The organism is Micromonospora sp. RL09-050-HVF-A (assembly GCF_019374995.1).
Classification (GTDB): Bacteria; Actinomycetota; Actinomycetes; order Mycobacteriales; family Micromonosporaceae; genus Micromonospora; species Micromonospora antibiotica.
The window spans coordinates 4830625-4851332 of the sequence record NZ_JAGKQP010000002.1 but is presented as its reverse complement, the minus strand read 5'-3'; the positions used below and the strand labels follow the sequence as shown (position 1 = coordinate 4851332).

The window sequence follows — 20708 nt, the reverse complement described above, 5'->3', positions numbered from 1 at the left end:
CCAAAGGGTTATGCCGCGTCCGCCCGACCTTCGGTGGTTCGGGCGGCGACGACACGGCGCAGCACGTCGAGGGCGTGTTCGGCCTCGTCGTGGCTCACCGGCTCGGAGCGGGTGGTGACGTACCTGGTCAGAGCGTCGCGGATGATGTCGGAGCGACGGACTGCGGTTTGCTCGGCGAGGCGGTCAAGCTGCTTCACCAGCGCCACCGGCAGTCGGGTGCTGACCAGCGCCATCGGTGTCTCGGGAGCGGTGCCGGAGGCTGGCGTCGCCGTCATGGACCTGATGACCGGCGCCAGGCTGTCGGTGTGCTGGAACCATGCCACGACCTCGTCTTTGGTCATCCGCTCAAAGTCCGGCTCGGTCATAGGACTCGCCTCCTCCAATCGTCGAGGTCTGCGCCGCGCAGGGCACGCGCTCCGATGATCTTGTATGTGCTCGTCCCACCGATGCGGTCACACAGTGCGGCGATCACCCGACCGCTGTCGGCCATCCCCATGATGATGAGCAGCAGATCCCCGAGAGCACGCTCATGGCGTAGGCCCGACGGGGCGTACAGCGCCTGGGTCGTCTCGTCCACGCCGACACCGTTGCGGCTGGCGTTGTCCAGACCCTCGTCGGTCCAGACATACTCACGATCCGACACTCCTCAAGCGTAACACGTTGTAATACGCCCGACGTGGAGCTGCGATCAGGCCGCCGGCTCCCAGGCGTACGCAGTCAGGGGCGGGTCGAGTGGGGCACGGGTGAGTCGGTTGGCGAGGGTCGAGATGGTGTACGTCCCGACCCCGAGCACCACGTCCAGGGCGTGTCGGGGCCGGTAGCCGGCGTCGAGGAAGGCGGTCAGCTCGTCGTCCGGGACGTCACCGGCGTGGTCGAGGACGGCGAGGGTGAACCGGCGCAGCGCCGCCAGCCGGGGCTCGGGCAGGTCGGTGCCGTCGCGCAGCGCGGCGATCAGTTCAGCGGCGGCACCCAGCCGGTGCAGGGTGGCGGTGTGCATCGCCACGCAGAGGTGGCACCGGTTGCGGGTGGCGACCGTCAGCACCACCACCTCCCGCTCGACAGGCGCGAGGTCGGTGGCTTCGAAGGTGGCGGAGGCGGTCAGGAACCCCTTGAGCAGTTCGGGGGATTCGGCCATCAGCCCGACCGCGCCGGGCAGGTGGCCGAGCCTTCGGTGTACGCCGGCCATGGTCGCGCGGGCGGCGTCGGGCGCCGTGTCGAGGGTGTGGGTGGTGAAGCCGGGTCGGGACATGGCGGTACCCCTCACGTACGATAGTCAACGTGGTTGTCGAAACAGTAAACCAGGTTGTCGAACATGTCGATAGGTGACCCCGAGCGGCCCGGCTTTGTGCTGCCCCTGCTGCTGCTCGCCGGCTTCCGCAGCCTGGTCGACGACCTGCACGCCGAGTTGGCCCGGCAGGGGCACCCCGAGCTGCGGCCGGCGCACGGCTTCGTGCTCCAGGCCGTCGGGGTCGACGGCACCACCGCGTCCGACCTGGGCCACCGCCTCGGCGTCTCGAAGCAGGCCGCCGGCAAGACCGTCGACCGGCTGGTCGCCCTCGGCTACCTGGAACGCGCCGACGACCCGACCGACGCCCGCCGCAAACTGGTCCGGATGACGGAGAAGGGCGTCGACGGGCTGCGCCGCTCGGCGGTGCTCTTCGACGCACTGCGGGAACGCTGGGTGGCCCGGCTCGGCGCGGAGCGGGTCGCCGCCCTGGAGGACGACCTGCGCGCGGTCACCCCACCGGATTCCTTCCGCCTCGACGTCCCCGGCTGGTTCGGCACCTGACCACTCCAGAGCCAGGCAACGACGATCCGAGCGCGGGACACGGCACGCTTCAACTCCTGCACCGACGATGCGGGCGGAAGCACCGGCCGGAGCAGCCCGGTTCGGGTCAGACGGTTCGCGGTGCTGCCGTGCTGGCCCGTGTCACCAGCCGGTTCGGCACCAGGCTGGTACCGGGCTCGACGGGCTGGTTGCGGATCTGTCGCAGCGCGGTCTCGACGCATCTGCGGCCTACTTCGGCGAAGTCCTGATGGATCGTGGTCAGCGGTGGGATGAACGAGGCGCTGTCCGGGATGTCGTCGAAGCCGATCACGCTGATGTCGCGGGGAACGACCCGGTGCTTCTCGTGCAACGCCCGCAGCACGCCGAGGGCCATCTGGTCGTTGCCGGCGAATACCGCGGTGCACGACGCCTCGTCTGCCAGCAGGAGGCCGGCGCGGTAGCCGGATTCGGCCGACCAGTCGCCGCGATACATCGCCGGTACGGGCCGACCCGCCCCTTCGAGCACGCAGCGCCACGCCGTCGACCGACGCCCGGCGGCGAAGGACTCCGGCGGCCCGGCGACGTGCCAAACGGTGTGGTGGCCGAGGTCGAGCAGGTGTTGGACGGCCTGCCGCGCACCGTCGGCCTGATCGGTGTCCACCACGCTGTAACGGTCGCCGGCATCGGAGTCGACGACCACGACATGCACCCCTGGCGGGAGGACGAACATCGCGGCGTCGAGCAGATGCACCTCCATCACCACGATGACGGCGTCCACCGCCAGCTCGCCCAGTCGGGTGAACGCGCCCAGCACGCCGTGCTGGGTGGGTGTCGCCACGGGCATGAGCGTGATCACGTAACCTGCACGGCTGGCGTGGGTGGCGATCGCTTCGAGCAGCCGACTGTTTCCCGTGGTGGACAGCGTGAAGATGATGACGCCGATGGTGCGGAACTCGCCGTTCTTCAGCGCCCGGGCCGCGCTGTTGGGCCGGTAGCCCAACTGCTGCATCGCCGCGAGAACCTGTTGGCGGGTGGACGCGACAACCCCGGGATGGCCGGTGGAGACGCGGGATACCGTCTGCGCGGAGACCCCGGCCGCTCGGGCCACGTCCGCCATCGACACGCGCCGGTGACGCCGGGTGGTGCCTGACGATCCTGCGCGGGCCCGCGGCACACCGTCCGGCGACGCTGGGATCATCGCTACGGTGCTCCTTTCGCAGCCCGGCGGGCTGTTGAACGACACGATAAAGCAGCTGTCGGTTCTTGACGCCATCCGAGAAAGACGTTGGAGGGATCCGGAACGAGGCGTTCCGGATCCCTCCGACGTCAGGTTGGTGTCAGCCGCGGGTCCACCGCTGGTTGGTGCCTCCGTTGCAGGTCCACATGTTCACCGCTGATCCGTTCGCGGTCGCGTTGTTGGCGACGTCCAGGCACAGCCCGGACTGGGCTCCCACCACGGTGTTGTTGGTGAGGGTCCACTGCTGGCTGGCACCGCTGCCGCAGTCCCAGAGGACCACCGTGGCGCCCGGCGTCGTGCTCTGACCGGAGACGTCAAGGCACTTGCCGAGCGACTGCAACTGGCGGGTGGAGGCGTTGTACGTCCACTGCTGGTTGGCCCCGGTGTGGCAGTCCCAGAGCGCCGGCCTGGTCCCGTTTGCGGAGTTGCTGTTCGGCACGTCGAGGCAACGACCCGACTGTGCGCCGATCAGCCTCGCCGTCGTTGTCCCCGTGGACGGGACCGGTGTCGTCGGCACGACGCCGCCCAGGTCGATGGTGCTGTACGTGACGGAGTTGACGGTGCTGCCGTTGTAGCCGCCGCTGAGCACCACCAGGCTGTGGCCGTCGGCCAGCGGAACCATGCCGCGGCTGTACCCGCCGGCGACCTTGGAATCGACACGGGTCCAGGCGTTCGCGGCACCGCCCTGGGTGTTGACCAACACGTCGGTTGTGCTCTGCGCACTGACGACGAGGGTGCCGTTGGAGCCGCCGGTGGGAAGCCAGGTGATGTACGGGTTCCAGAAGGCGGTCTGGCCGTCGGTCGACCTCAGGACCTGGCCGGTGACTGAGCCGAACGCCTCGGGGTTGGAGGAGATCTTGTAGTAGACCGCGAGGTTTCCCGCCGGCGAGCCCCCGTACTCGTACGTCATCACGTAGTTGCCGTTCGGCAGCTTCGCAACTGTCGACATGCCGGGTCGGTCGCTTCGGGTGGAGGTCGCCACGTCGTCGACGACGGGGCCCCAGTTGATGCCGTCCGTGCTGACCTGGTGCACCAGCTTCTGGCTGTGGTTGCTGTCTCGCTCGTCGGAGTAGTAGACGATGAGTTTGTTGCCGTTGACCAGGAAGAAGGGTTCCCAGACCGGTCTGCCCGCGCCGTTGACGATGTTCTTGACGAAGGTCCAGGTCTGCCCTTGGTTCGTGCTGGCGTACATGTCGATCTTGAACCCGGAGCGGTTACTGGGGACGGAGTCGCCGGCCGCCAGGATGGTCCCGGCGGGGAAGTTGCCGATCGCGGTGGGCAGTTCGAACAGCTGTGGCTGCCAGCGCATGCCCCAGCCGTTCTGCGTGTCGGCGACTTCCGAGATCTTGGTCCAGGAGTTGCCGGTGTCGGTGCTGCGGTAGATCGGGAAGACGGGCTTGCCGTTGGTGTACTGCTCGAAGGTGGCGAGCATGGTGCCGTTGGCCGACCCGCTGTGCTCCAGCCGTATCCCCCTGGGGTAGAGCGTGCCGGGGGCGGGGGTGCCGGCCGGCGGGGTGTACATGGTCTGCGAGGAGCGGGTGATGGCCTCGCTCACCGTGGGGAGGAAGACCGTGCCGACCGCCGCGACCAGGGCGAGCAGCAGGAGCAGGACAAGGAGGGGGAAGGGACGGGAAAGCGGGGCGGCGCCGGATCTGACGCCTGTCTGCTTCGGGAACATGTGCGGCTCCAATAGCGGGGGAACGAGGTTCTCGTCCGGGTCCGCCGCGTCGGGAGTGACCAGGTGGCGGTACGGCGGAGTTCAGGGAACTGTCAGCCGGGCGAGTCGGTGTCCAGCGGCTGGTCGTTGTCCTCTCTCCTCGCAGACGGATGGGCCAGGTGTCAGGGCGTCTCCCCCGCCGGCCGTCAACGTCGACCACGTCGCCCTTGTCGATGTTTACGCAAACATCGACAAGGAGCGCGACCCATCCGGACGCCGCAGCCGAAAGTCAATGTCCGATTTAAGCCCTAAAATGTTTACGCAAACATCGTTCGGCGATGATGTCATCAGCCTTATGGGGCGTCAAGGTGTCAGCCAATGGGAAGGCATCACGACCACCAACGACCGCTGGCGGTCGGTACCGCTGACCGACTTCGGGAGAGATAGACGTTCTGCAGGCCAGGGGCATCGACACACCTGGTCCTCCGGTAGAGGATGGGACGCATAGACGACGCGTACACCGTGGGTGATCCGGACGGCTTCTCCCCGCTGCTGAAGGAGATCCGCGACGCGGTGGCCCGGGAACTGCACGCCCAGCTCGCCCTGCGGGCCGAGCGCATCGACCTGGCCGACGTGCCGGAGGTCGCCTACCAGGTGACCCTGGGCGTCGACCGGGTGCTCACCGGCCGACTCACTCCACCCCGGCGTACGAGTGCAGGCCGGTGAAGAAGAAGTTCACCCCGAACAGGTTCATCAGCACGGTCAGGAAGCCCAGCACCGCGATCCAGGTCGCCACGTTGCGCCGGACGCTGGGCGTGGCGCGGGCGTGCAGGTAGCCGGCGTAGACCACCCAGGAGATGAACGCCCAGGTCTCCTTCGGGTCCCAACCCCAGGCCCGGCCCCAGGCCGCCTCGGCCCAGATCGCGCCCGCGATCACCGCGAACGTGAAGATCGGGAACGAGAAGGCGTGCAGGGCGAAGGTCAGCCGCTCCAGGTCGGCCGCCCCGGGCAGCCGCCGGGCCAGCGTGTAGGGGAAGCTGCGCCGCCCCTGCTCGTAGCCGTTGCGCAGCAGGAACGACACCGCCGGCACCACGCCCAGCAGGAAGATGCCGGAGGAGAAGACGATCGTCGACACGTGGATGATGAACCAGTACGACTGGAGCGCCGGCATCAGCGGCACCACCGGGACGTAGAGCTTCAGCTCGGCGAAGGCCAGCAGCAGCACCATGACCAGGGTGAGGAACAGCCCGAGCCGGCGCAGCGACGGCCGCTTCCAGAGCACCACGAGCCAGGCGGCGGTCCCGATCCAGGTGACCGTCAGCACGAACTCGTACATGTTGCCCCAGGGCATCCGGTCGGCCGCGATGCCCCGGGTGACCAGCGCGCCGAGGTGCAGCGCGGCGGCGAGCACGGTCAGCCCGGCGGCGATCCGCCCGGCCAGCCTGGCCCGTCCCGCCGAACGGCTCGGCCGGGTCGACGGCGGCGTGGTCCCGACGGCGTCGCCCTTCACCGGCGCGTCGGCCCCACCGGCAACCGCGTCGCCGGCCCCGCCGACACCCGCGCCGACCAACTCCCGGGCCGGTGCGACCCGGGCCGACACCGCGCGGACGTTGCCCAGGGCGTACTCGACGGCGTGGCTGATCATCGCGACCAGGTACACCAGGATCGCGAACGTCACCAGCTGGTCGGAGACTGCGGACATCACTCGACTCCCTCTCGCGCCCGCCGGTCGGGCCGCCCGTCGTCGCGAACCGCAGCGACGAGAGACGCGAACTCCTCGGCGAACCCTGGATGATCGGTGCGCGGCAGCCCACCGGCCGACACCAAACTACTACCGCCCGTCGGAGATCCACTGTCGGGGGGCGTCACCCGGAACCAGACCCGCCGACGGCGGCCGAACAGCGAGCCCATCAGCCCGACCAGCAGCACCACGCAGGCGCCCAGCATCAGCTTCTCGCCCGGGTCGTGCCGGACGGACAGGGTGACGTACCGCTTGGTGCCGAGGAACTCCAGCTTGCTGCCGTCGTCCAGGGTCCACGTCTCACCGGGGGTGAGCTTCTTGTTGCCGACCTGCTTGAGCTTGCCGTTGGTCACCTGCCGCTGGTCGAGCTGGTAGACCGAGCCGGGGATGCCGGCGTCCAGCCCCAGGTTGCCCCGGTAGGCGGCCAGCACCACGGCCGGGTTGCGCTCCTCCGGGAACCGCGACGACGCGAACGGCGCGGTGTCCGGGGCGGTCGGCAGGTACAACCCCTCGAAGGCGACCTGCTGGTTGGCGTCCCGCCGGCCGGTCGCCGGGTCGACGTTGGCGTCCGGGAAGGCGGCCACCCCCTCGCTGGTGAGGTTGGCGTCGCCGCTGGTCAGGAACGGCACCGTGCTGGTCTGGCTGCGGCCGTACCGGTCGGTGTACTTCAGGATCGGGGCGTAGCCGTGACCCAGCAGGTAGACGTTGGCCGAGCCGAGCCGCAGCGGCGAGTTGACCGAGAAATCGGCGGTCCGCCGGTCCGAGCCGTCCGGCCGGTCCACGGTCACCGTCGCGCGGTAGCTCTCCGGCAGACCGGACGGCAGGAACCGGGCGTCGAACCTGTCGAGGGTCAGGCAGAACGACGGCAGGTCGGCGCTGTCCACGCGGGGGCCGAGCTTCGCCTCGGCGTACTGCTGGCGGGTGTTGCAGAAGGCGTTGTCCGCGCCCGTGACCAGCAGGCGGTTGCCGTGCCAGCCGTACCACGAGCCGAGCGCGACGCCGACCAGCACGGCGACCAGCGAGGTGTGGAACAGCAGGTTGCCGGTCTCCTTGAGGTAGCCCTTCTCGGCGGAGACCTCGTTGCCGCGCACCTGCACCCGCCAGCGGCGGCGGCGCAGCACCGCGGCGATGGCCTGTGGGTCGGCGGCCCCCGGCGCCTCCAGCACGGTGTGCTGCGGCAGCCTGTCCATCCGCTTGGGCGCGGCCGGCGGCCGGGCCCGCAAGGCGCGCACGTGGTCGCGCATCCGGGGCAGGATGCAGCCCACCAGCGAGGTGAACAGCAGCAGATAGATGGCGGAGAACCAGACCGAACCGAACACCTCGAACGCGCCGATCCGGTCGAGCTGCGGGGCCAAATCGGGGTGCTCGACGAAGTACCTGTCGACGTTCTCCGGGTTGACCCCCCGCTGCGGCAGCACCGAGCCGGGAATCGCCGCGACCGCGAGCAGGAACAACAGGATCAACGCGGTACGCATGCTGGTGAGCTGCCGCCAGGAGTTGCGCAGCAGGGCCAGCACCGGATTCGGCCGGCGGCGGGGGGCCTCGGCGGGTGGGCTGGCCGGCCGGTCGTCGACGGTCGTCATCAGATGCTCACCTCGCCGGGGCCCACTGTCGTCTGCAACCAGATCACGAAGCTCTGCCAGCCGCCGGTGACCAGCGCCAGGCCGATCAGGATCAGCAGCACCCCGCCGATCCGGGTCACCCACCGGCTGTTGCGCCGGACCGCCCGGAACACCCCGAGCAGCCGGTGGAAGCCCAACCCGAAGACCACGAACGGCAACCCCAACCCCAGGCAGTACGCCACCGCCAGCACCACGGCCCGGTCGGTCTGCCCACCGGTGGCGGCCATCCCCAGCACCGCACCCAGCGTCGGACCGGTGCACGGCATCCAGCTCAACGCGAACACCGCGCCGAGGACCGGCGCACCGAGCAGCCCGGCGGCGGGCAACCGTCGGATCCGCAGTTCCCGCTGCATCCCCGGGAGCACGCCCAGGTAGCTGAGCCCGAGCAGGACGATCAGCCCGCCGATGACGACCTGGAAGGTGCGCTCGTAGTCGAAGAAGATCCGACCGAACCCGGCGAAGAGGATCGCGGTGGCGGTGAAGACGACGGTGAAGCCGGCGATGAACAACAGCGTGCCGGCCAGCACCCGGCCCTTGACCGCCGCCACCGGCCGGGCCGCCGCCCGCGTCGCCACCGCCACCGTGCCGCCGGGACCGCCGTCGGGAGCCGAACCGCCGTCGGAGGCCGGGCCCTCGCCGGGTGCCGAGCCGCCGCCCGGGGCGGGGTCCGCGCCGGTCGGGGTGGTCGGCCGGGCGCGGCCCTCCAGGTCGGTGCCGGCCAGCCCCGTCACGTACGACAGGTAGCCGGGCATCAGCGGCAACACGCACGGGGACAGGAAGCTGACCAGCCCGGCGAGCGCCGCCGCACCGATGGCCAGCAGCAACGGGCCGGACTGGGCGAGTTCGCGGAACGTCTCGCCCATCAGCGGGAACCGGTCGACGCCGGCTCTTCGGCGGCGATCCGCTCGACGATCGGGCGCAGCCCGTCGGTGGTGACGGCGGCCCGGATCACGGTGGCGATCCGGCCCTGCCGGTCGAGCACGACGGTGGCCGGGATGGTGTTCGGCGGGATGTCCAGCGCCAGCGCCAGCCGGCTGGCCGGGTCGAACAGGCTCGGATACGTCACCCGACCCTCCTCGAAGGCGATCGCCTTGTCCCGGCTGTCCTGCACGTTGATGCCGAGGAAGGTCACCCCGGATGCCTTGGTGGCCTGGTAGGTGGCCTCCAGGTCATCGGCCTCGGCGCGACAGGGCGCGCACCAGGAACCCCAGAAGTTGACCACCACCACCTGGCCCCGGGCCTGGGAGGTGTCGTACCCACCGCCGGTGAGCAGGTCACCGGCGATCTTCGGGGCGGCGTAGCGTTGGTCGGGGGCGCACTCGACGATGCCGCCGTTGTTGGCGCACCGGCTCTCGTCGGTGCCGGAGGAGCAGCCGACCAGCGCCGCCCCGGCGGTGACGGCGGCGAGCAGGACGGCCAACGGCCTCCGGGAACGCATCTCAGGCCCCCTTGGCCGTCCGGGCTGTCGCGGACATGGCGATCAGGTGGGCGGCCGGCTCGGAGTAGCCGATCCCGACCACCTTCGCCCCGTCGAAATGGAAGGAGGTGAGGCTGGCCAGCCCGCACTGCCGGCGGCGCGGATCGTGCCAGAGCCGTTTGCGCTCGACGTAGCGGCGCAGCGTCCAGACGGGAAGCTGGTGGGAGACGATGACCGCCTCCCGTCCCTCGGCGGCCACCCGGGCGGCGTGCAGCCCGGCGAACATCCGCTCGGCGATGGCCCGGTAGGCCTCGCCCCAGCTCGGGGTGACCGGGTCGCGCAGCACCCACCAGTTGCGCGGGTCGCGGAACGAGCCGTCCCCGGGCGAGACCTTCTTGCCCTCGAACCAGTTGGCGCTCTCGATCAGCCGCTCGTCCACCCCGACCGGGAGCCCGAACTGCCCGGCGATCGGCTCTGCGGTCTGCTGGGCGCGTTCCAGCGGGCTGGCCACCACGTGCACGACCTCCCGCTCGGCGACCGCCTGGGCGGCGGCCTTGGCCATCTGCACGCCCAGCTCCGAAAGCCGGAAGCCGGGCAGCCGGCCGTAGAGGATCCGGTCCGGGTTGTGCACCTCGCCGTGCCGCAGCACGTGGACGACGGTCTTACTCATTGCATCCCCCTCGTTCGCGACTGCGGGGCTCGCAAACCCGGCTCACTCCTCGCGCTCACTGGCATCCCCCTCGTTCGCGACTGCGGGGCTCGCAAACCCGGCTCACTCCTCGCGCTCACTGGTTTTACCCCCCGTGGCCTGCCGCTGCCGCTGCTGTCGCCGCGCCGGGCAGGGCGGCGGCGATGTGCTCCAGGGCGGCGTCGTCGAGCGCCGCCGACACGAACCACGACTCGAACGCGCTCGGCGGCAGGTAGACACCCGCGGCGAGCATCGCGTGGAAGAACGCCTTGAACGCGGGCACCTGCTGGGTGCGGGCGCTGTCGTAGTCGACCACGTCGGCGTCGGTGAAGAAGATCGAGAACATGCTGCCCGCGTACGACAGGCGGTGCGGGACCCCGGCGGCGGCCAGCGCGTCGGCGGCGAGCTTGCCCACGACGGCGGCCGTGTCGTCGAGCCGGCGGTAGAGGGCGTCGTCGGCCAGCCGCAGGGTGGCCAGGCCGGCGGCGCAGGCCAGCGGGTTACCGGAGAGGGTGCCGGCCTGGTAGACCGGGCCGGCCGGGGCGAGCCGGGACATGATCTCCGTGCGCCCGCCGAAGGCCGCGGCGGGCAGCCCGCCCCCCATCACCTTGCCGTACGTCCACAGGTCGGCGTCGGACGGGTCGAGGCCGTGCCAGCCGGCGCGGGAGACCCGGAACCCGGTCATCACCTCGTCGACGATGAGCAGCGCGCCGTGGGCGTGGGCGATCGCGGCGAGCCGGGAGTTGAAGCCGTCGCGGGGGGCGACCACGCCCATGTTGCCGGCGGCGGCCTCGGTGATGACCGCCGCGATGTGCGGACCCTGCGCGGCGAACGCCGCCTCGACGGCGGTGATGTCGTTGTAGGGCAGCACGATGGTGTCGCCGGCCGCCGCGCCGGTGACCCCGGGAGAGTCGGGTAGGCCGAGGGTGGCGACACCGGAGCCGGCGGCGGCGAGCAGCCCGTCGGAGTGGCCGTGGTAGCAGCCGGCGAACTTGATGATCTTGGATCGGCCGGTGAACCCCCGGGCCAGCCGGATCGCCGACATGGTCGCCTCGGTGCCCGAGTTGACCAGCCGGACCTGCTCGACCGGGGTGCGCTCGACGATCTCGGCGGCCAACTCCACCTCACCCGGGGTGGGGGTGCCGAAGCTGGTGCCGAGGGTGGCGGCCTCCCGCACCGCCTCGACCACCTCGGGGTGGGCGTGGCCCAGGATCAGCGGCCCCCACGAGCAGACCAGGTCGACGTAACGTCGCCCGTCGGCGTCGTACAGCCAGGGACCCTCCCCCCGGACCATGAAGCGCGGGGTGCCACCGACGGCACGGAACGCGCGCACAGGGGAGTTGACCCCGCCCGGCACGATGGCCCGGGCGCGGTCGAACAGGGCCTCGGAGGCCGGTGCGTCGGCCGGGTAGCGGCCGGTCCCGGCGGAAAAGGTATCGGTCACGATGCGGCCCATTGTGTCAGCGCCGGGCGGGGAATCCGCAGCCACCCCGGGGCCGGGTTACCCGGCTCACCCCACCGGAGCCGGTGGGGCGGATCTGCCGCTCGCCCGGTGATCGGCACGGCGGATCGTCTCGCCGGGCCAGGTTGGTGGGATCGCGATAGGCTGACGGCGTGGATCGTGCCGAGCTGTCCATCACGGTACACCGGACTGGCGACGAAGTGGTGTTGCGCCTGGCCGGTGAGATCGACATGCTCACCGCCGCCCAACTGTCGACCGTCGTGAACGAGGTGCTCGCCGAGCCTCCGCCGCGCATCGTGCTCGACCTGGCCGGGGTGACCTTCTGCGACTCGCAGGGGCTCGGCACGCTGGTCGTGCTCAGTCGCAAGGCCAGCCACTCCCAGTGCCTGTTGATCCTGAGCAACGTGGGCGACTTCCTGCTGCGCGTCCTCGACATCACCGGCCTGCGTTCCGCCCTGATGATCCGTAACGAGACCCCCTCCGGCTGACCGGTCGGGCCCGCCCCGGCAAGGGCCCGCCGGCCGACGCGTCGTGGCGCGGCCGGCCAGCCGGGAGATGTCGTGCCGTCAGCCGACCGGGATGTCGCGGCGGCGGAAGGACGCGAAGCCGACCGCGCAGAACACCCCGGCCAGCACGGTCAGGGCCAGCAGCGGAATGACGCTCCAGCCGGCGCGCAACACCTGTGGGGTGTGGGTGAACGGCGACAGGTCCAGCAGCCACTGGCTCAGCTCCAGCACCGCGCCGAGCTGACCGAGCAGCACCACCACCGCGAGCACCGCCCAGGCCGCCGGGGAGAGGCGGGGCAACAGGCCATACAGCAGCACCGCCAGGCCGGCGAGCACCCAGGCCGCCGGCACCTGCGCCAGGCCGGCACCGAGCATCCGGGGCAGCTGCCCCGGCACGTCACCGATGCTGAGCCCGTAGGTCAGGCCGGCCGCCAGCCCGACCAACGCCAGCACCACCACCGGCCCCAGCAGGACGAACACCAGGTGTGAGGCGAGCCAGGTCGACCGGTGCACCCCGGTGGCCAGCACCGGCTCGGCCCGCCCGGCGGCCTCCTCCGACCGCATCCGCAACGCCGCCTGGACGCCGTAGCCGGCGGCGGCCAGCCCGGCCACCCCCAACGACACCCCCAGGTACGCCTCGGCCAGCCCCGACGCGCCACCCAGCCGGGCCATCACCTGCTCCAACGCGGCGTTGCCGGCGACCGAGCGGCCGGCCGCCTCGGCCGCGCCACCGACGACCGACCCGAGCAGGAGGAAGCCCACCGACCAGCCCAGCAGTGGCCCCCGGTGCAGCCGCCAAGCCAACCCGAACGGCCCGGACAGCACCCGCCCGGCCCGCACCGGACCCGGCCGCGACGGCAGCACGCCGGCCCCGAGGTCCCGCCGCACCGATACCGGGTACGCCACCACGGCCAGCAGCACGGTCAGCGCGACCGGCAGGGCCAGCACCCACCAGCGCTCCCCCGCGTAGGCGCGGATGCGTGCGGCCCAACCCAGCGGGGACAGCCAACTCGGCCACCCGTGCTCGGAGGTGTCCCCGACCAGCCGGAGCGTGAACGCCACCCCGAGCACCCCGACGGCGATCCCGCGCGCCCCACCGGCGGTCTGGGTGAGCTGGGCGGCCAACCCGCCCACCGTGGCGAAGACCACCCCCACCAGCGCCGCCGACAGCCCGTACGCCAGCGAGCCGGTCGCCGGCAGCCCGGTGGCGGCCAGCCCGGCGGCGGTGAGCAGGCCGAGCAGCAGGCTGGCCGCGTACGTCACCAGCAGTGCGGCGGTGAGCCCGGCGTACCGGCCGAGGACGGTCGCGCCGAGTAGTTCCCGTCGACCGGCCTCCTCCTCGGTGCGGGTGTGCCGGATGACGGTGAGCAGGGCGGCCAGCCCGACGATCACCTGGAGGAAGCCACCGCGCTGGGCGGTCAACGCGCCGACGCTGTCGCCGTAGACCGGGCCGAGCAGGGCCACCACCGACGGGTTGCGGGCGGTGCCGGTGACGTACGCGGCCCGCTCGGCGGCGGTGGGGAACAGCGCGAAGAAGCTGCCCGCGTAGGACACCGGCAGGACGGTCAGCAGCAGCACCCAGAGCGGCAGGACGATCCGGTCCCGGCGCAGGATCAGCCGGGCCAGGTGACCGGTGCCGGTGAGGGTGCTCATCGCCGTACCCCCGTCGGCTGGTCGCTGCCCGGCGCGGTGCTGTCGGGCGCGGTGTTGCCCGGCGCGGTGCTGCCCGGCGCGGTGCTGTCGGGCGCGGTGCTGTCGGGCGCGGTGCTGTCGGGCGCGGTGCTGTCGGGCGCGGTGCTGCCCGACGCGGTCGAGACCGGGGCGTCGGGGGCCGGGGTCTCGTAGTGGCGCAGGAACAGCTCCTCCAGCGTCGGCGGCTGGCTGACCAGGCTGCGTACGCCGATCTCGGTGAGCCGGCGCAGCGCGGTGTCCAGCGCGACGGTGTCGACGGCGAAGCGGACCCGGTCGCCGTCTACCCGCAGGTCGTGCACGCCGGGCAGGTCGGCCAGGCCGTCCACCGGGCCGGCCAGTTCGGCGTCGATCGCGGTGCGGTGCAGGTGACGCAGCTCGGTCAGGGTGCCGGTCTCGACGTGGCGGCCGTTGCGGATGATCGTCACCCGGTCGCAGAGCGCCTCCACCTCGGCCAGGATGTGGCTGGACAGCAGCACGGTGCGGCCGTCGCGGCGGGCCCGGTCGATCCAGTGCTGGAACACCTCCTCCATCAGCGGGTCCAGCCCGGAGGTGGGCTCGTCGAGGATGAGCAGTTCGACGTCGGAGGCGAGCGCGGCGACCAGGCCGACCTTCTGCCGGTTGCCCTTGGAGTAGGTGCGCCCCTTCTTGCGGGGGTCCAGCTCGAACGACGCGAGCAGCTCGGCGCGGCGCTTCGGGTCGAGCCCGCCGCGCATCCGCCCGAGCAGGTCGATCACCTCGCCGCCGGAGAGCTGGGGCCAGAGGGTGACGTCGCCCGGCACGTACGCCAGGCGGCGGTGCAGCGTGACGGCGTCGCGCCACGGGTCACCGTCGAGCAGTCGGACGGCCCCCGCGTCCGCCCGCAGCAGCCCGAGCAGGACCCGGATGGCGGTCGACTTGCCGGCGCCGTTCGGGCCGAGGAAGCCGTGCACCTCACCGGCCCGGACGTTCAGGTCGAGCCCGTCGAGGGCCCTGGTGCGGCCGAAGGTCTTCACCAGGCCGGTCACCGCTATCGGGGTTTCCATAATTCAGAAGCTACACTCGTTTCACAAAGTTGTGAAGTTTCTGTCCGGTGCGGCACCATCGCCTGAACCGTCCCGAGCCCGAGGAGCAGCGTCCGATGCCTGACGACCGTCAACCCGGCCACGACGACGAGGTCCACCTCTTCGTCGAACGGATGGCGATGGCCTTCGCGGACGTCGGCTTCCCCCGGATGTCCGCCCGGGTCCTGTTCGCCGTGATGAGCGCCGACGGCCCGCTGACCGCCGCCCAGATCGGCGAGCGGCTCGGCGTCAGCGCGGCAGCCGTATCCGGCGCGGTACGCCACCTGACCCAGGTCAGCATGCTGGTCCGCGAACCGGTCCCGCGCTCGCGCCGGGACCACTACCGGCTGCCCGACAACCCCTGGTACGAGGGCACCATCACCAAGACCGGCCTCTACAAGAACTTCATCGACATCGCCGACGCGGGCGTCACCGCACTGGGCGGCACCGCCACCCCGGGCGGCGAACGGGTGGCCGAGATGCGGGACTTCTTCTATTTCATCCAGGAGGAACTCGACTCGCTCGGCGAGCGCTGGCGGGCCCGCCGCGCCGCCAGCGGCACACCCGCCCACTGAGCACGCCGCCACCCGACCGCACGCCCGACCCCCGGCCGGGCCGGCACCCGCCTGGTCACGCCCGGTGCACGCCGCCGGTCAGGCGGTGTTGCCCCAGCGGGCCTGCTCCAGAATGTCCAGGGCACGCTGCCGGGCCTCCGGGTCGTCCTCGACCCGCAGCAGGGTGGCCGCCGCGTCCACCGCGTCGGTGAGCACCCGCCACTGGGCGTCACGCTCACGCACCACGTCGGACTGCGCCGCCAACTGCCGGGTCTTCACCCACAGCTCCACGAACACCGACACCTTCGCCCGCAACACCCACGGGTCGAACGGCTTGGTCAGGTAGTCCACCGCCCCGACCGCATAGCCGCGCAGCGCCAACTGGGCGTCCTTGTCGGCGGCGGTGAGGAAGATGATCGGCACGTGCCGGGTCCGCTCCCGGCGCTTGATGTGACTGGCCGTCTCGAAGCCGTCCATGTCGGGCATCTGGGCGTCCAGCAGGATGACCGCGAAGTCGTCCACCAGCAGTTGCTTCAGCGCCGCCTCACCGCTCTCCACGGCCACCGACTGCACCGGGAGCCCCTGGAGGATCGCCTCCAGGGCCATCAGGTTCTCCCGACGGTCGTCGACCAGCAGCGCCTTGGCAGTCTGGGTCACGAATTCTCCTTGTCTCGGCTGCCACTGATCCAGGACGCCATCCGCTCGATCAGCCCGTCCAGGTCCACCGGCTTGGTGATGTAGTCGCTACCCCCGGCCGCCAGCGCCGACTCCCGGTCACCGGGCATCGCCTTCGCGGTGAGGAAGACGATCGGCAGGTCCGCGAAGCGGTGGTTCCGGCGGATCTGCCGGGTCGTCTCGTAACCGTCCTGGTCGGGCATCATGGCGTCCATCAGCACGATGTCCACCTCCGGATGCTCGGCCAGCACGCGAACCCCGTCCGCGCCGTTGTCCGAGTACAGCACGGTCATCCCGTGCAGTTCCAACGCGCTGGTCAACGCGAACACGTTGCGTACGTCGTCGTCGACGATCAGTACCGTGGCGCCGTCCAACTGCCGGGTGGCCGGGGCCTCCGGCGCGGCCAGCAACTCCACCGGCGGCATCAGCAGCGACGCCGGCAGGCCCGCGCGCTCCGGCGACGGTGACTGCGGCGCCACCACCGCGTCCGGCGCCAGCACATCCGGTACGAAGAGGGTGAACGTCGAACCCTGCCCCGGCGCGGAGGTCACGGTGATCGTGCCGCCGATCAGCCGGGCCAGGTCCCGACTGATCGACAGGCCCAGCCCGGTGCCGCCGTACCGCCGGCTGGTGGTGCCGTCGGCCTGCTGGAACGCCTCGAAGATGATGCTCAGCTTGTCGTCGGAGATGCCGATGCCGGTGTCGATCACGGTGAAGGCGATCACCTGGCGGGCGTTGGTCAACGCCGGCACGTCGAAGACCGCGTTCTCCGCCGCCGGGGCGATCCGCAGGGTGACCGCGCCGTTGTCGGTGAACTTCACCGCGTTGGAGAGCATGTTGCGCAGGATCTGCTGCAACCGTTGGGCGTCGGTCACCAGGGCCGGCGGCAGTTCCTTGGCCACCCGCACCTGGAAGTCGAGGTTCTTGTCCTCCGCCTGCGGGGCGAACGCCTGCTCCACGTAGTTGCGGATCTCGGCGAACCGGATCTCCGTCGGCTCGACGTCCATCCGACCCGCCTCGATCTTGGACAGGTCCAGGATGTCGTCGATCAGGCGCAGCAGGTCCGAGCCCGAGCCGTGGATCGTCCGGGCGAACTCGATCTGCTTCGGGGTGAGGTTGCGCTCCGAGTTCTCCACCAGCAACCGGGCCAGCAGCAGCAGCGAGTTCAGCGGGGTACGCAGCTCGTGGCTCATGTTCGCCAGGAACTCCGACTTGTACGCCGACGCCCGGGTGAGCTGCTGTGCCTTCTCCTCCAGGCCGAGCCGGGCCAGCTCGATCTCCCGGTTCTTGGTCTCGATGTTGCCCTTCTGCTCACTGAGCAGCTTCGCCTTGTCCTCCAACTCGGCGTTGGTGCGCTGCAACTCCGCCGACTGGTCCTGCAACTCCAACGCCAGCCGCTGCGACTGGGCCAGCAACTCCTCCGTACGCCGGTTGGCCTGGATGGTGTTGACCGCGACACCGATGGTGAGCACCAGCCGCTCCAGGAACGCCAGGTGCAGCTCCGAGAAGCGGGCCACGCTGGCGAACTCGATCACCCCGAGCAGCTCCCCCTCGAACAGGATCGGCAGCACCACCAGGTCGGACGGGAGCGTCTCGGCCAGCCCCGACCGCAGGGTGATCCGCCCGTCGGGCAGCGCGTTGAGCCGGATCGTCCGGCGGGAGAGCGCCGCCTGACCGACCAGCCCCTCACCGGGCCCGAACGTGACGTCGTGCCCCCGCGCCACATACCCGTACGACGCGGTCAGCCGCAGCCGCATCACCCCGTCGGAGGTGTCCGCCAGGAAGAACGCGCCGAGCTGCGCGTCGACCAGCGGGGTCACCTCCATCATGATCATGCGGCAGACCTCGCCCAGGTCCCGCTGGCCCTGAAGCAGGCCACCGATGCGGGCCAGGTTGGAGTCGAGCCAGCCCTGCTCGGCGTTCTTCTTGGTCGTCTCCCGCAGGGTGACGATCATCTGGTTGATGTTGTCCTTCAGCTCGGCGACCTCGCCCTGCGCCTTGACCGCGATCCGCTGGGTAAGGTCGCCCCGGGTCACCGACGTGGAGACCTGGGAGATCGCCCGGAGCTGGGTGGTCAGGGTCGAGGCGAGCTGGTTCACGTTCTCGGTGAGGTCCCGCCAGGTGCCGCTCACGCCCTTGACCTGGGCCTGACCGCCGAGCTTGCCCTCGATGCCGACCTCGCGACCCACCCGGGTCACCTCGTCGGCGAACGAGCTGAGCTGGTCCACCATCGTGTTGACCGTGTTCTTCAGCTCCAGGATCTCGCCCTGCGCGTCCACCGTGATCTTCTGACCGAGGTCACCCTTGGCCACCGCCGTGGTCACCGAGGCGATGTTGCGCACCTGGGACGTCAGGTTGGACGCCATCGAGTTCACGTTGTCGGTGAGATCCCGCCAGGTGCCCGAGACACCCTTCACCTGCGCCTGCCCGCCGAGCTTGCCCTCGGTGCCCACCTCCCGGGCCACCCGGGTCACCTCGTCGGCAAACGAGCTGAGCTGGTCCACCATCGTGTTGACGGTGTTCTTCAGCTCCAGGATCTCGCCCTGCGCGTCCACCGTGATCTTCTGCGACAGGTCACCCTTCGCCACCGCCGTGGAGACCTGCGCGATGTTACGCACCTGACTGGTCAGGTTCGACGCCATCGAGTTCACGTTGTCGGTGAGATCCCGCCAGGTGCCGGCGACCCCGCGTACCTGGGCCTGACCGCCGAGCTTGCCCTCGGTGCCCACCTCCCGGGCCACCCGGGTCACCTCGTCGGCGAACGACGACAGCTGATCCACCATCGTGTTGACCGTGGACTTCAGCTCCAGGATCTCACCCCGGGCATCCACGGTGATCTTCTGCGACAGGTCGCCCTTCGCCACCGCCGTCGTCACCGAGGCGATGTTGCGCACCTGGGACGTCAGGTTGGACGCCATCGAGTTCACGTTGTCGGTGAGATCGCGCCAGGTGCCCGAGACACCCTTCACCTGTGCCTGCCCGCCCAGCTTGCCCTCGGTGCCCACCTCGCGGGCCACCCGGGTCACCTCGTCGGCGAACGACGACAACTGGTCGACCATCGTGTTGACGGTGTTCTTCAGCTCCAGGATCTCGCCCTGCGCGTCCACGGTGATCTTCTGCGACAGGTCACCCTTCGCCACCGCCGTGGAGACCTGGGAGATGTTGCGGACCTGGCTGGTCAGGTTGCCGGCGAGCTGGTTGACGTTCTCCGTCAGGTCCCGCCAGGTGCCGGAGACCCCGCGTACCTGGGCCTGACCGCCGAGCTTGCCCTCGATGCCCACCTCCCGGGCCACCCGGGTCACCTCGTCGGCAAACGAGCTGAGCTGGTCCACCATCGTGTTCACGGTGTCCTTCAGCTCCAGGATCTCGCCCTGCGCCGCCACGGTGATCTTCTGGCTCAGGTCACCCCGGGCCACCGCCGTCGAGACCTGCGCGATGTTACGCACCTGAGAGGTCAGGTTCGACGCCATCGAGTTGACGCTGTCGGTGAGGTCCTTCCAGGTGCCCGCGACGTTCGGCACGTCGGCCTGCCCACCGAGCTTGCCCTCGGTGCCCACCTCCCGCGCCACCCGGGTCACCTGCTCGGCGAACAGGCGCAGCGTGTCGGTCAGCGAGTTCATCGTGTCGGCCAGCTCGGCGACCTCGCCGCGCGCCCCGACCGTGATCTTCTGCGACAGGTCACCCCGGGCCACCGCCGTCGCCACCTGCGAGATCGACCGCACCTGGCCGGTCAGGTTCGACGCCATGGTGTTCACCGAGTCGGTGAGGTCCTTCCAGGTGCCGGCGACACCCCGTACGTCCGCCTGACCACCCAACTTGCCCTCGGTGCCCACCTCCCGGGCCACCCGGGTCACCTCGTTGGAGAACGACGAGAGCTGCCCGACCATCGTGTTGACCGTCCGGCCGATCCGCAGGTACTCACCGCGCAGCGGGCGACCGTCGATCTCCAACTCCATGTGCTGGGAGAGGTCACCGTCGGCCACCGCCATGATCACCCGGGCGATCTCGGTGGTCGGTCGACCCAGGTCGTCGATCAGCGAGTTGACCGCCCGCTGGCCCTCCGCCCAGGAGCCGTCCAGGCCCTCCTCGTCGAGGCGCTCGGTCAGCCGGCCGTCCCGGCCCACCACCCGACTGATCCGGCGCAGGTCCAGGTGCTGCCGTTCCTGGAGCGACACCACCTCGTTGAAGGCGTCCGCCACCTCACCAGCCGCACCCGCGCGCCGGGGCAGCCGTACCTTGAAGTCACCCCGGCCGACCCGCCGCAGCGCCTCCGACAGCTCACCGAGGAGCGCGTCATGCTCGGAAGCGGACACGTCCGCCGTCACCGACTGTTTCGCGGTCATCTTTCCTCGCTCAGCTCGGAGGGTCCCCGGCGTGCCGACACGCCGACTTTCCCTCATTGTGCCCGCGTCCGGACCCGGGCAGCGGACACGACGTGCCCGACATGTCCCTGCCGGTGCCACCACCGCCCCGACAGCGACACCGCAGGCGGGACGCGGTCCCGGCACCCGGCCCGACCCCACCACCCCAGGTCGACACGTAGCCGTTGGTCGCCGACCCGCACCCGACGACGGGGGTGACGTCGACCTGCCGATCGGTGCGACGGGTGTGACGGTGCGTGGTGCGGCTTGGCACCCGGGCGGTCGCGG

General features: G+C 70.8%; 19 protein-coding genes and 1 pseudogene. 5 read left to right on the top strand and 15 right to left on the bottom strand.

The genetic code is table 11. The features are described 5' to 3' along the window. Nucleotides 1–8: 8 nt before the first annotated feature. From J7462_RS21445 to J7462_RS21435, 3 genes are read right to left on the bottom strand one after another with little or no spacing between them, the layout of a single operon-like run. Nucleotides 9–365 carry a ribbon-helix-helix protein, CopG family gene (locus J7462_RS21445; protein ID WP_219465797.1) on the bottom strand — a complete coding sequence of 119 codons (357 nt, stop codon included), beginning with the start codon at nucleotides 363–365 and terminating at the stop codon, nucleotides 9–11. Continuing rightward, on the bottom strand, nucleotides 362–643 hold the full coding sequence (locus J7462_RS21440) for a hypothetical protein (protein ID WP_219465795.1): 282 nt from the start codon (nucleotides 641–643) through the stop codon (nucleotides 362–364). The genes J7462_RS21445 and J7462_RS21440 overlap by 4 nt, the downstream gene beginning before the upstream one ends. Before the next feature lie 45 nt (nucleotides 644–688). Further along, nucleotides 689–1264 (bottom strand): carboxymuconolactone decarboxylase family protein, encoded by a 576-nt coding sequence (locus tag J7462_RS21435; protein ID WP_308290977.1) that lies wholly within the window; start codon nucleotides 1262–1264, stop codon nucleotides 689–691. 48 nt (nucleotides 1265–1312) lie between these two features. On the opposite strand from J7462_RS21435, the gene J7462_RS21430 reads away from it, so the two are divergent. Further along, entirely contained in the window at nucleotides 1313–1789 is a 477-nt protein-coding gene (locus J7462_RS21430) for a MarR family winged helix-turn-helix transcriptional regulator (protein WP_219465793.1), read from the top strand. Between the two features lie 106 nt (nucleotides 1790–1895). Here J7462_RS21430 and J7462_RS21425 read toward each other — a convergent pair whose 3' ends face one another. Both J7462_RS21425 and J7462_RS21420 read right to left on the bottom strand, forming a co-directional pair. Next, the gene (locus tag J7462_RS21425; RefSeq protein ID WP_308290976.1) at nucleotides 1896–3011 is read right to left on the bottom strand and encodes a LacI family DNA-binding transcriptional regulator; all 1116 of its coding nucleotides are present in this window, start codon (nucleotides 3009–3011) and stop codon (nucleotides 1896–1898) included. Between the two features lie 94 nt (nucleotides 3012–3105). Further along, the gene (locus J7462_RS21420) at nucleotides 3106–4683 is read right to left on the bottom strand and encodes a ricin-type beta-trefoil lectin domain protein (protein WP_255597828.1); all 1578 of its coding nucleotides are present in this window, start codon (nucleotides 4681–4683) and stop codon (nucleotides 3106–3108) included. A gap of 474 nt (nucleotides 4684–5157) precedes the next feature. Here J7462_RS21420 and J7462_RS21415 point away from each other — a divergent pair, with 474 nt between their 5' ends. Beyond that, on the top strand, nucleotides 5158–5388 hold the full coding sequence (locus J7462_RS21415) for a hypothetical protein (protein WP_255597827.1): 231 nt from the start codon (nucleotides 5158–5160) through the stop codon (nucleotides 5386–5388). On the opposite strand, the gene ccsB is transcribed toward J7462_RS21415, so the two are convergent. The 6 genes from ccsB to hemL all read right to left on the bottom strand — a co-directional run bounded on the left by ccsB (nucleotide 5354) and on the right by hemL (nucleotide 11574). Beyond that, nucleotides 5354–6364, bottom strand: a complete 1011-nt coding sequence (ccsB, locus tag J7462_RS21410) for a c-type cytochrome biogenesis protein CcsB (protein ID WP_219465791.1) — start codon at nucleotides 6362–6364, stop codon at nucleotides 5354–5356. The two genes, J7462_RS21415 and ccsB, sit on opposite strands and share 35 nt — an antisense overlap. After that, nucleotides 6364–7986: a cytochrome c biogenesis protein ResB gene (locus tag J7462_RS21405; protein ID WP_219465789.1), complete on the bottom strand. Its 1623-nt coding sequence runs from the start codon at nucleotides 7984–7986 to the stop codon at nucleotides 6364–6366. The genes ccsB and J7462_RS21405 overlap by 1 nt, the downstream gene beginning before the upstream one ends. Next, nucleotides 7986–8888 (bottom strand): cytochrome c biogenesis CcdA family protein, encoded by a 903-nt coding sequence (locus J7462_RS21400; protein ID WP_219465788.1) that lies wholly within the window; start codon nucleotides 8886–8888, stop codon nucleotides 7986–7988. The genes J7462_RS21405 and J7462_RS21400 overlap by 1 nt, the downstream gene beginning before the upstream one ends. After that, the gene (locus J7462_RS21395) at nucleotides 8888–9463 is read right to left on the bottom strand and encodes a TlpA disulfide reductase family protein (RefSeq protein ID WP_219465785.1); all 576 of its coding nucleotides are present in this window, start codon (nucleotides 9461–9463) and stop codon (nucleotides 8888–8890) included. Before J7462_RS21395 ends, J7462_RS21400 begins: the two co-directional genes overlap by 1 nt. A 1-nt stretch (nucleotide 9464) precedes the next feature. After that, nucleotides 9465–10112 (bottom strand): histidine phosphatase family protein, encoded by a 648-nt coding sequence (locus J7462_RS21390; RefSeq protein ID WP_219465782.1) that lies wholly within the window; start codon nucleotides 10110–10112, stop codon nucleotides 9465–9467. 124 nt (nucleotides 10113–10236) lie between these two features. Next, complete coding sequence (gene hemL / locus J7462_RS21385; protein ID WP_219465779.1) at nucleotides 10237–11574, bottom strand: glutamate-1-semialdehyde 2,1-aminomutase; 1338 nt, start codon at nucleotides 11572–11574, stop codon at nucleotides 10237–10239. A 170-nt stretch (nucleotides 11575–11744) separates the two neighbouring features. On the opposite strand from hemL, the gene J7462_RS21380 reads away from it, so the two are divergent. Next, complete coding sequence (locus J7462_RS21380; protein ID WP_208565454.1) at nucleotides 11745–12080, top strand: STAS domain-containing protein; 336 nt, start codon at nucleotides 11745–11747, stop codon at nucleotides 12078–12080. A 78-nt stretch (nucleotides 12081–12158) separates the two neighbouring features. Here J7462_RS21380 and J7462_RS21375 read toward each other — a convergent pair whose 3' ends face one another. Further along, nucleotides 12159–13751: an ABC transporter permease gene (locus tag J7462_RS21375; protein WP_219465776.1), complete on the bottom strand. Its 1593-nt coding sequence runs from the start codon at nucleotides 13749–13751 to the stop codon at nucleotides 12159–12161. Between J7462_RS21375 and J7462_RS33700 the strand changes: the two genes are divergently transcribed. Continuing rightward, a complete protein-coding gene (locus J7462_RS33700; RefSeq protein WP_219465773.1) occupies nucleotides 13725–13943 on the top strand; it encodes a pentapeptide repeat-containing protein in 219 nt (72 codons plus the stop codon). The genes J7462_RS21375 and J7462_RS33700 overlap by 27 nt on opposite strands. On the opposite strand, the pseudogene J7462_RS21365 reads toward J7462_RS33700, so the two are convergent. Next, nucleotides 13928–14812, bottom strand: a pseudogene (locus J7462_RS21365) (ATP-binding cassette domain-containing protein); the annotation flags it as partial. The gene J7462_RS33700 and the pseudogene J7462_RS21365 sit on opposite strands and share 16 nt — an antisense overlap. A gap of 95 nt (nucleotides 14813–14907) precedes the next feature. Between J7462_RS21365 and J7462_RS33015 the strand changes: the two are divergent. Then, entirely contained in the window at nucleotides 14908–15405 is a 498-nt protein-coding gene (locus tag J7462_RS33015; RefSeq protein ID WP_219465770.1) for a GbsR/MarR family transcriptional regulator, read from the top strand. Between the two features lie 78 nt (nucleotides 15406–15483). On the opposite strand, the gene J7462_RS21355 is transcribed toward J7462_RS33015, so the two are convergent. Together J7462_RS21355 and J7462_RS21350 are read right to left on the bottom strand one after the other, a co-directional pair. After that, nucleotides 15484–16041 carry a two-component system response regulator gene (locus J7462_RS21355; protein ID WP_208565450.1) on the bottom strand — a complete coding sequence of 186 codons (558 nt, stop codon included), beginning with the start codon at nucleotides 16039–16041 and terminating at the stop codon, nucleotides 15484–15486. Next, nucleotides 16038–20402: a HAMP domain-containing protein gene (locus J7462_RS21350; protein WP_219465767.1), complete on the bottom strand. Its 4365-nt coding sequence runs from the start codon at nucleotides 20400–20402 to the stop codon at nucleotides 16038–16040. The genes J7462_RS21355 and J7462_RS21350 overlap by 4 nt, the downstream gene beginning before the upstream one ends. Nucleotides 20403–20708 lie beyond the last annotated feature (306 nt).

What these genes read in the sequence shown, in the direction of transcription:
- J7462_RS21415 (WP_255597827.1), top strand. Translation starts at nt 5,158, where the DNA reads ATGGGACGCATAGACGACGCGTACACCGTGGGTGATCCGGACGGCTTC.
- J7462_RS21395 (WP_219465785.1), bottom strand. Translation starts at nt 9,463, where the DNA reads ATGCGTTCCCGGAGGCCGTTGGCCGTCCTGCTCGCCGCCGTCACCGCC.
- J7462_RS21445 (WP_219465797.1), bottom strand. Translation starts at nt 365, where the DNA reads ATGACCGAGCCGGACTTTGAGCGGATGACCAAAGACGAGGTCGTGGCA.
- J7462_RS21420 (WP_255597828.1), bottom strand. Translation starts at nt 4,683, where the DNA reads ATGTTCCCGAAGCAGACAGGCGTCAGATCCGGCGCCGCCCCGCTTTCC.
- J7462_RS21350 (WP_219465767.1), bottom strand. Translation starts at nt 20,402, where the DNA reads ATGACCGCGAAACAGTCGGTGACGGCGGACGTGTCCGCTTCCGAGCAT.
- J7462_RS21390 (WP_219465782.1), bottom strand. Translation starts at nt 10,112, where the DNA reads ATGAGTAAGACCGTCGTCCACGTGCTGCGGCACGGCGAGGTGCACAAC.
- J7462_RS33015 (WP_219465770.1), top strand. Translation starts at nt 14,908, where the DNA reads ATGCCTGACGACCGTCAACCCGGCCACGACGACGAGGTCCACCTCTTC.
- J7462_RS21430 (WP_219465793.1), top strand. Translation starts at nt 1,313, where the DNA reads ATGTCGATAGGTGACCCCGAGCGGCCCGGCTTTGTGCTGCCCCTGCTG.
- J7462_RS21405 (WP_219465789.1), bottom strand. Translation starts at nt 7,986, where the DNA reads ATGACGACCGTCGACGACCGGCCGGCCAGCCCACCCGCCGAGGCCCCC.
- J7462_RS21375 (WP_219465776.1), bottom strand. Translation starts at nt 13,751, where the DNA reads ATGAGCACCCTCACCGGCACCGGTCACCTGGCCCGGCTGATCCTGCGC.
- ccsB (WP_219465791.1), bottom strand. Translation starts at nt 6,364, where the DNA reads ATGTCCGCAGTCTCCGACCAGCTGGTGACGTTCGCGATCCTGGTGTAC.
- J7462_RS21400 (WP_219465788.1), bottom strand. Translation starts at nt 8,888, where the DNA reads ATGGGCGAGACGTTCCGCGAACTCGCCCAGTCCGGCCCGTTGCTGCTG.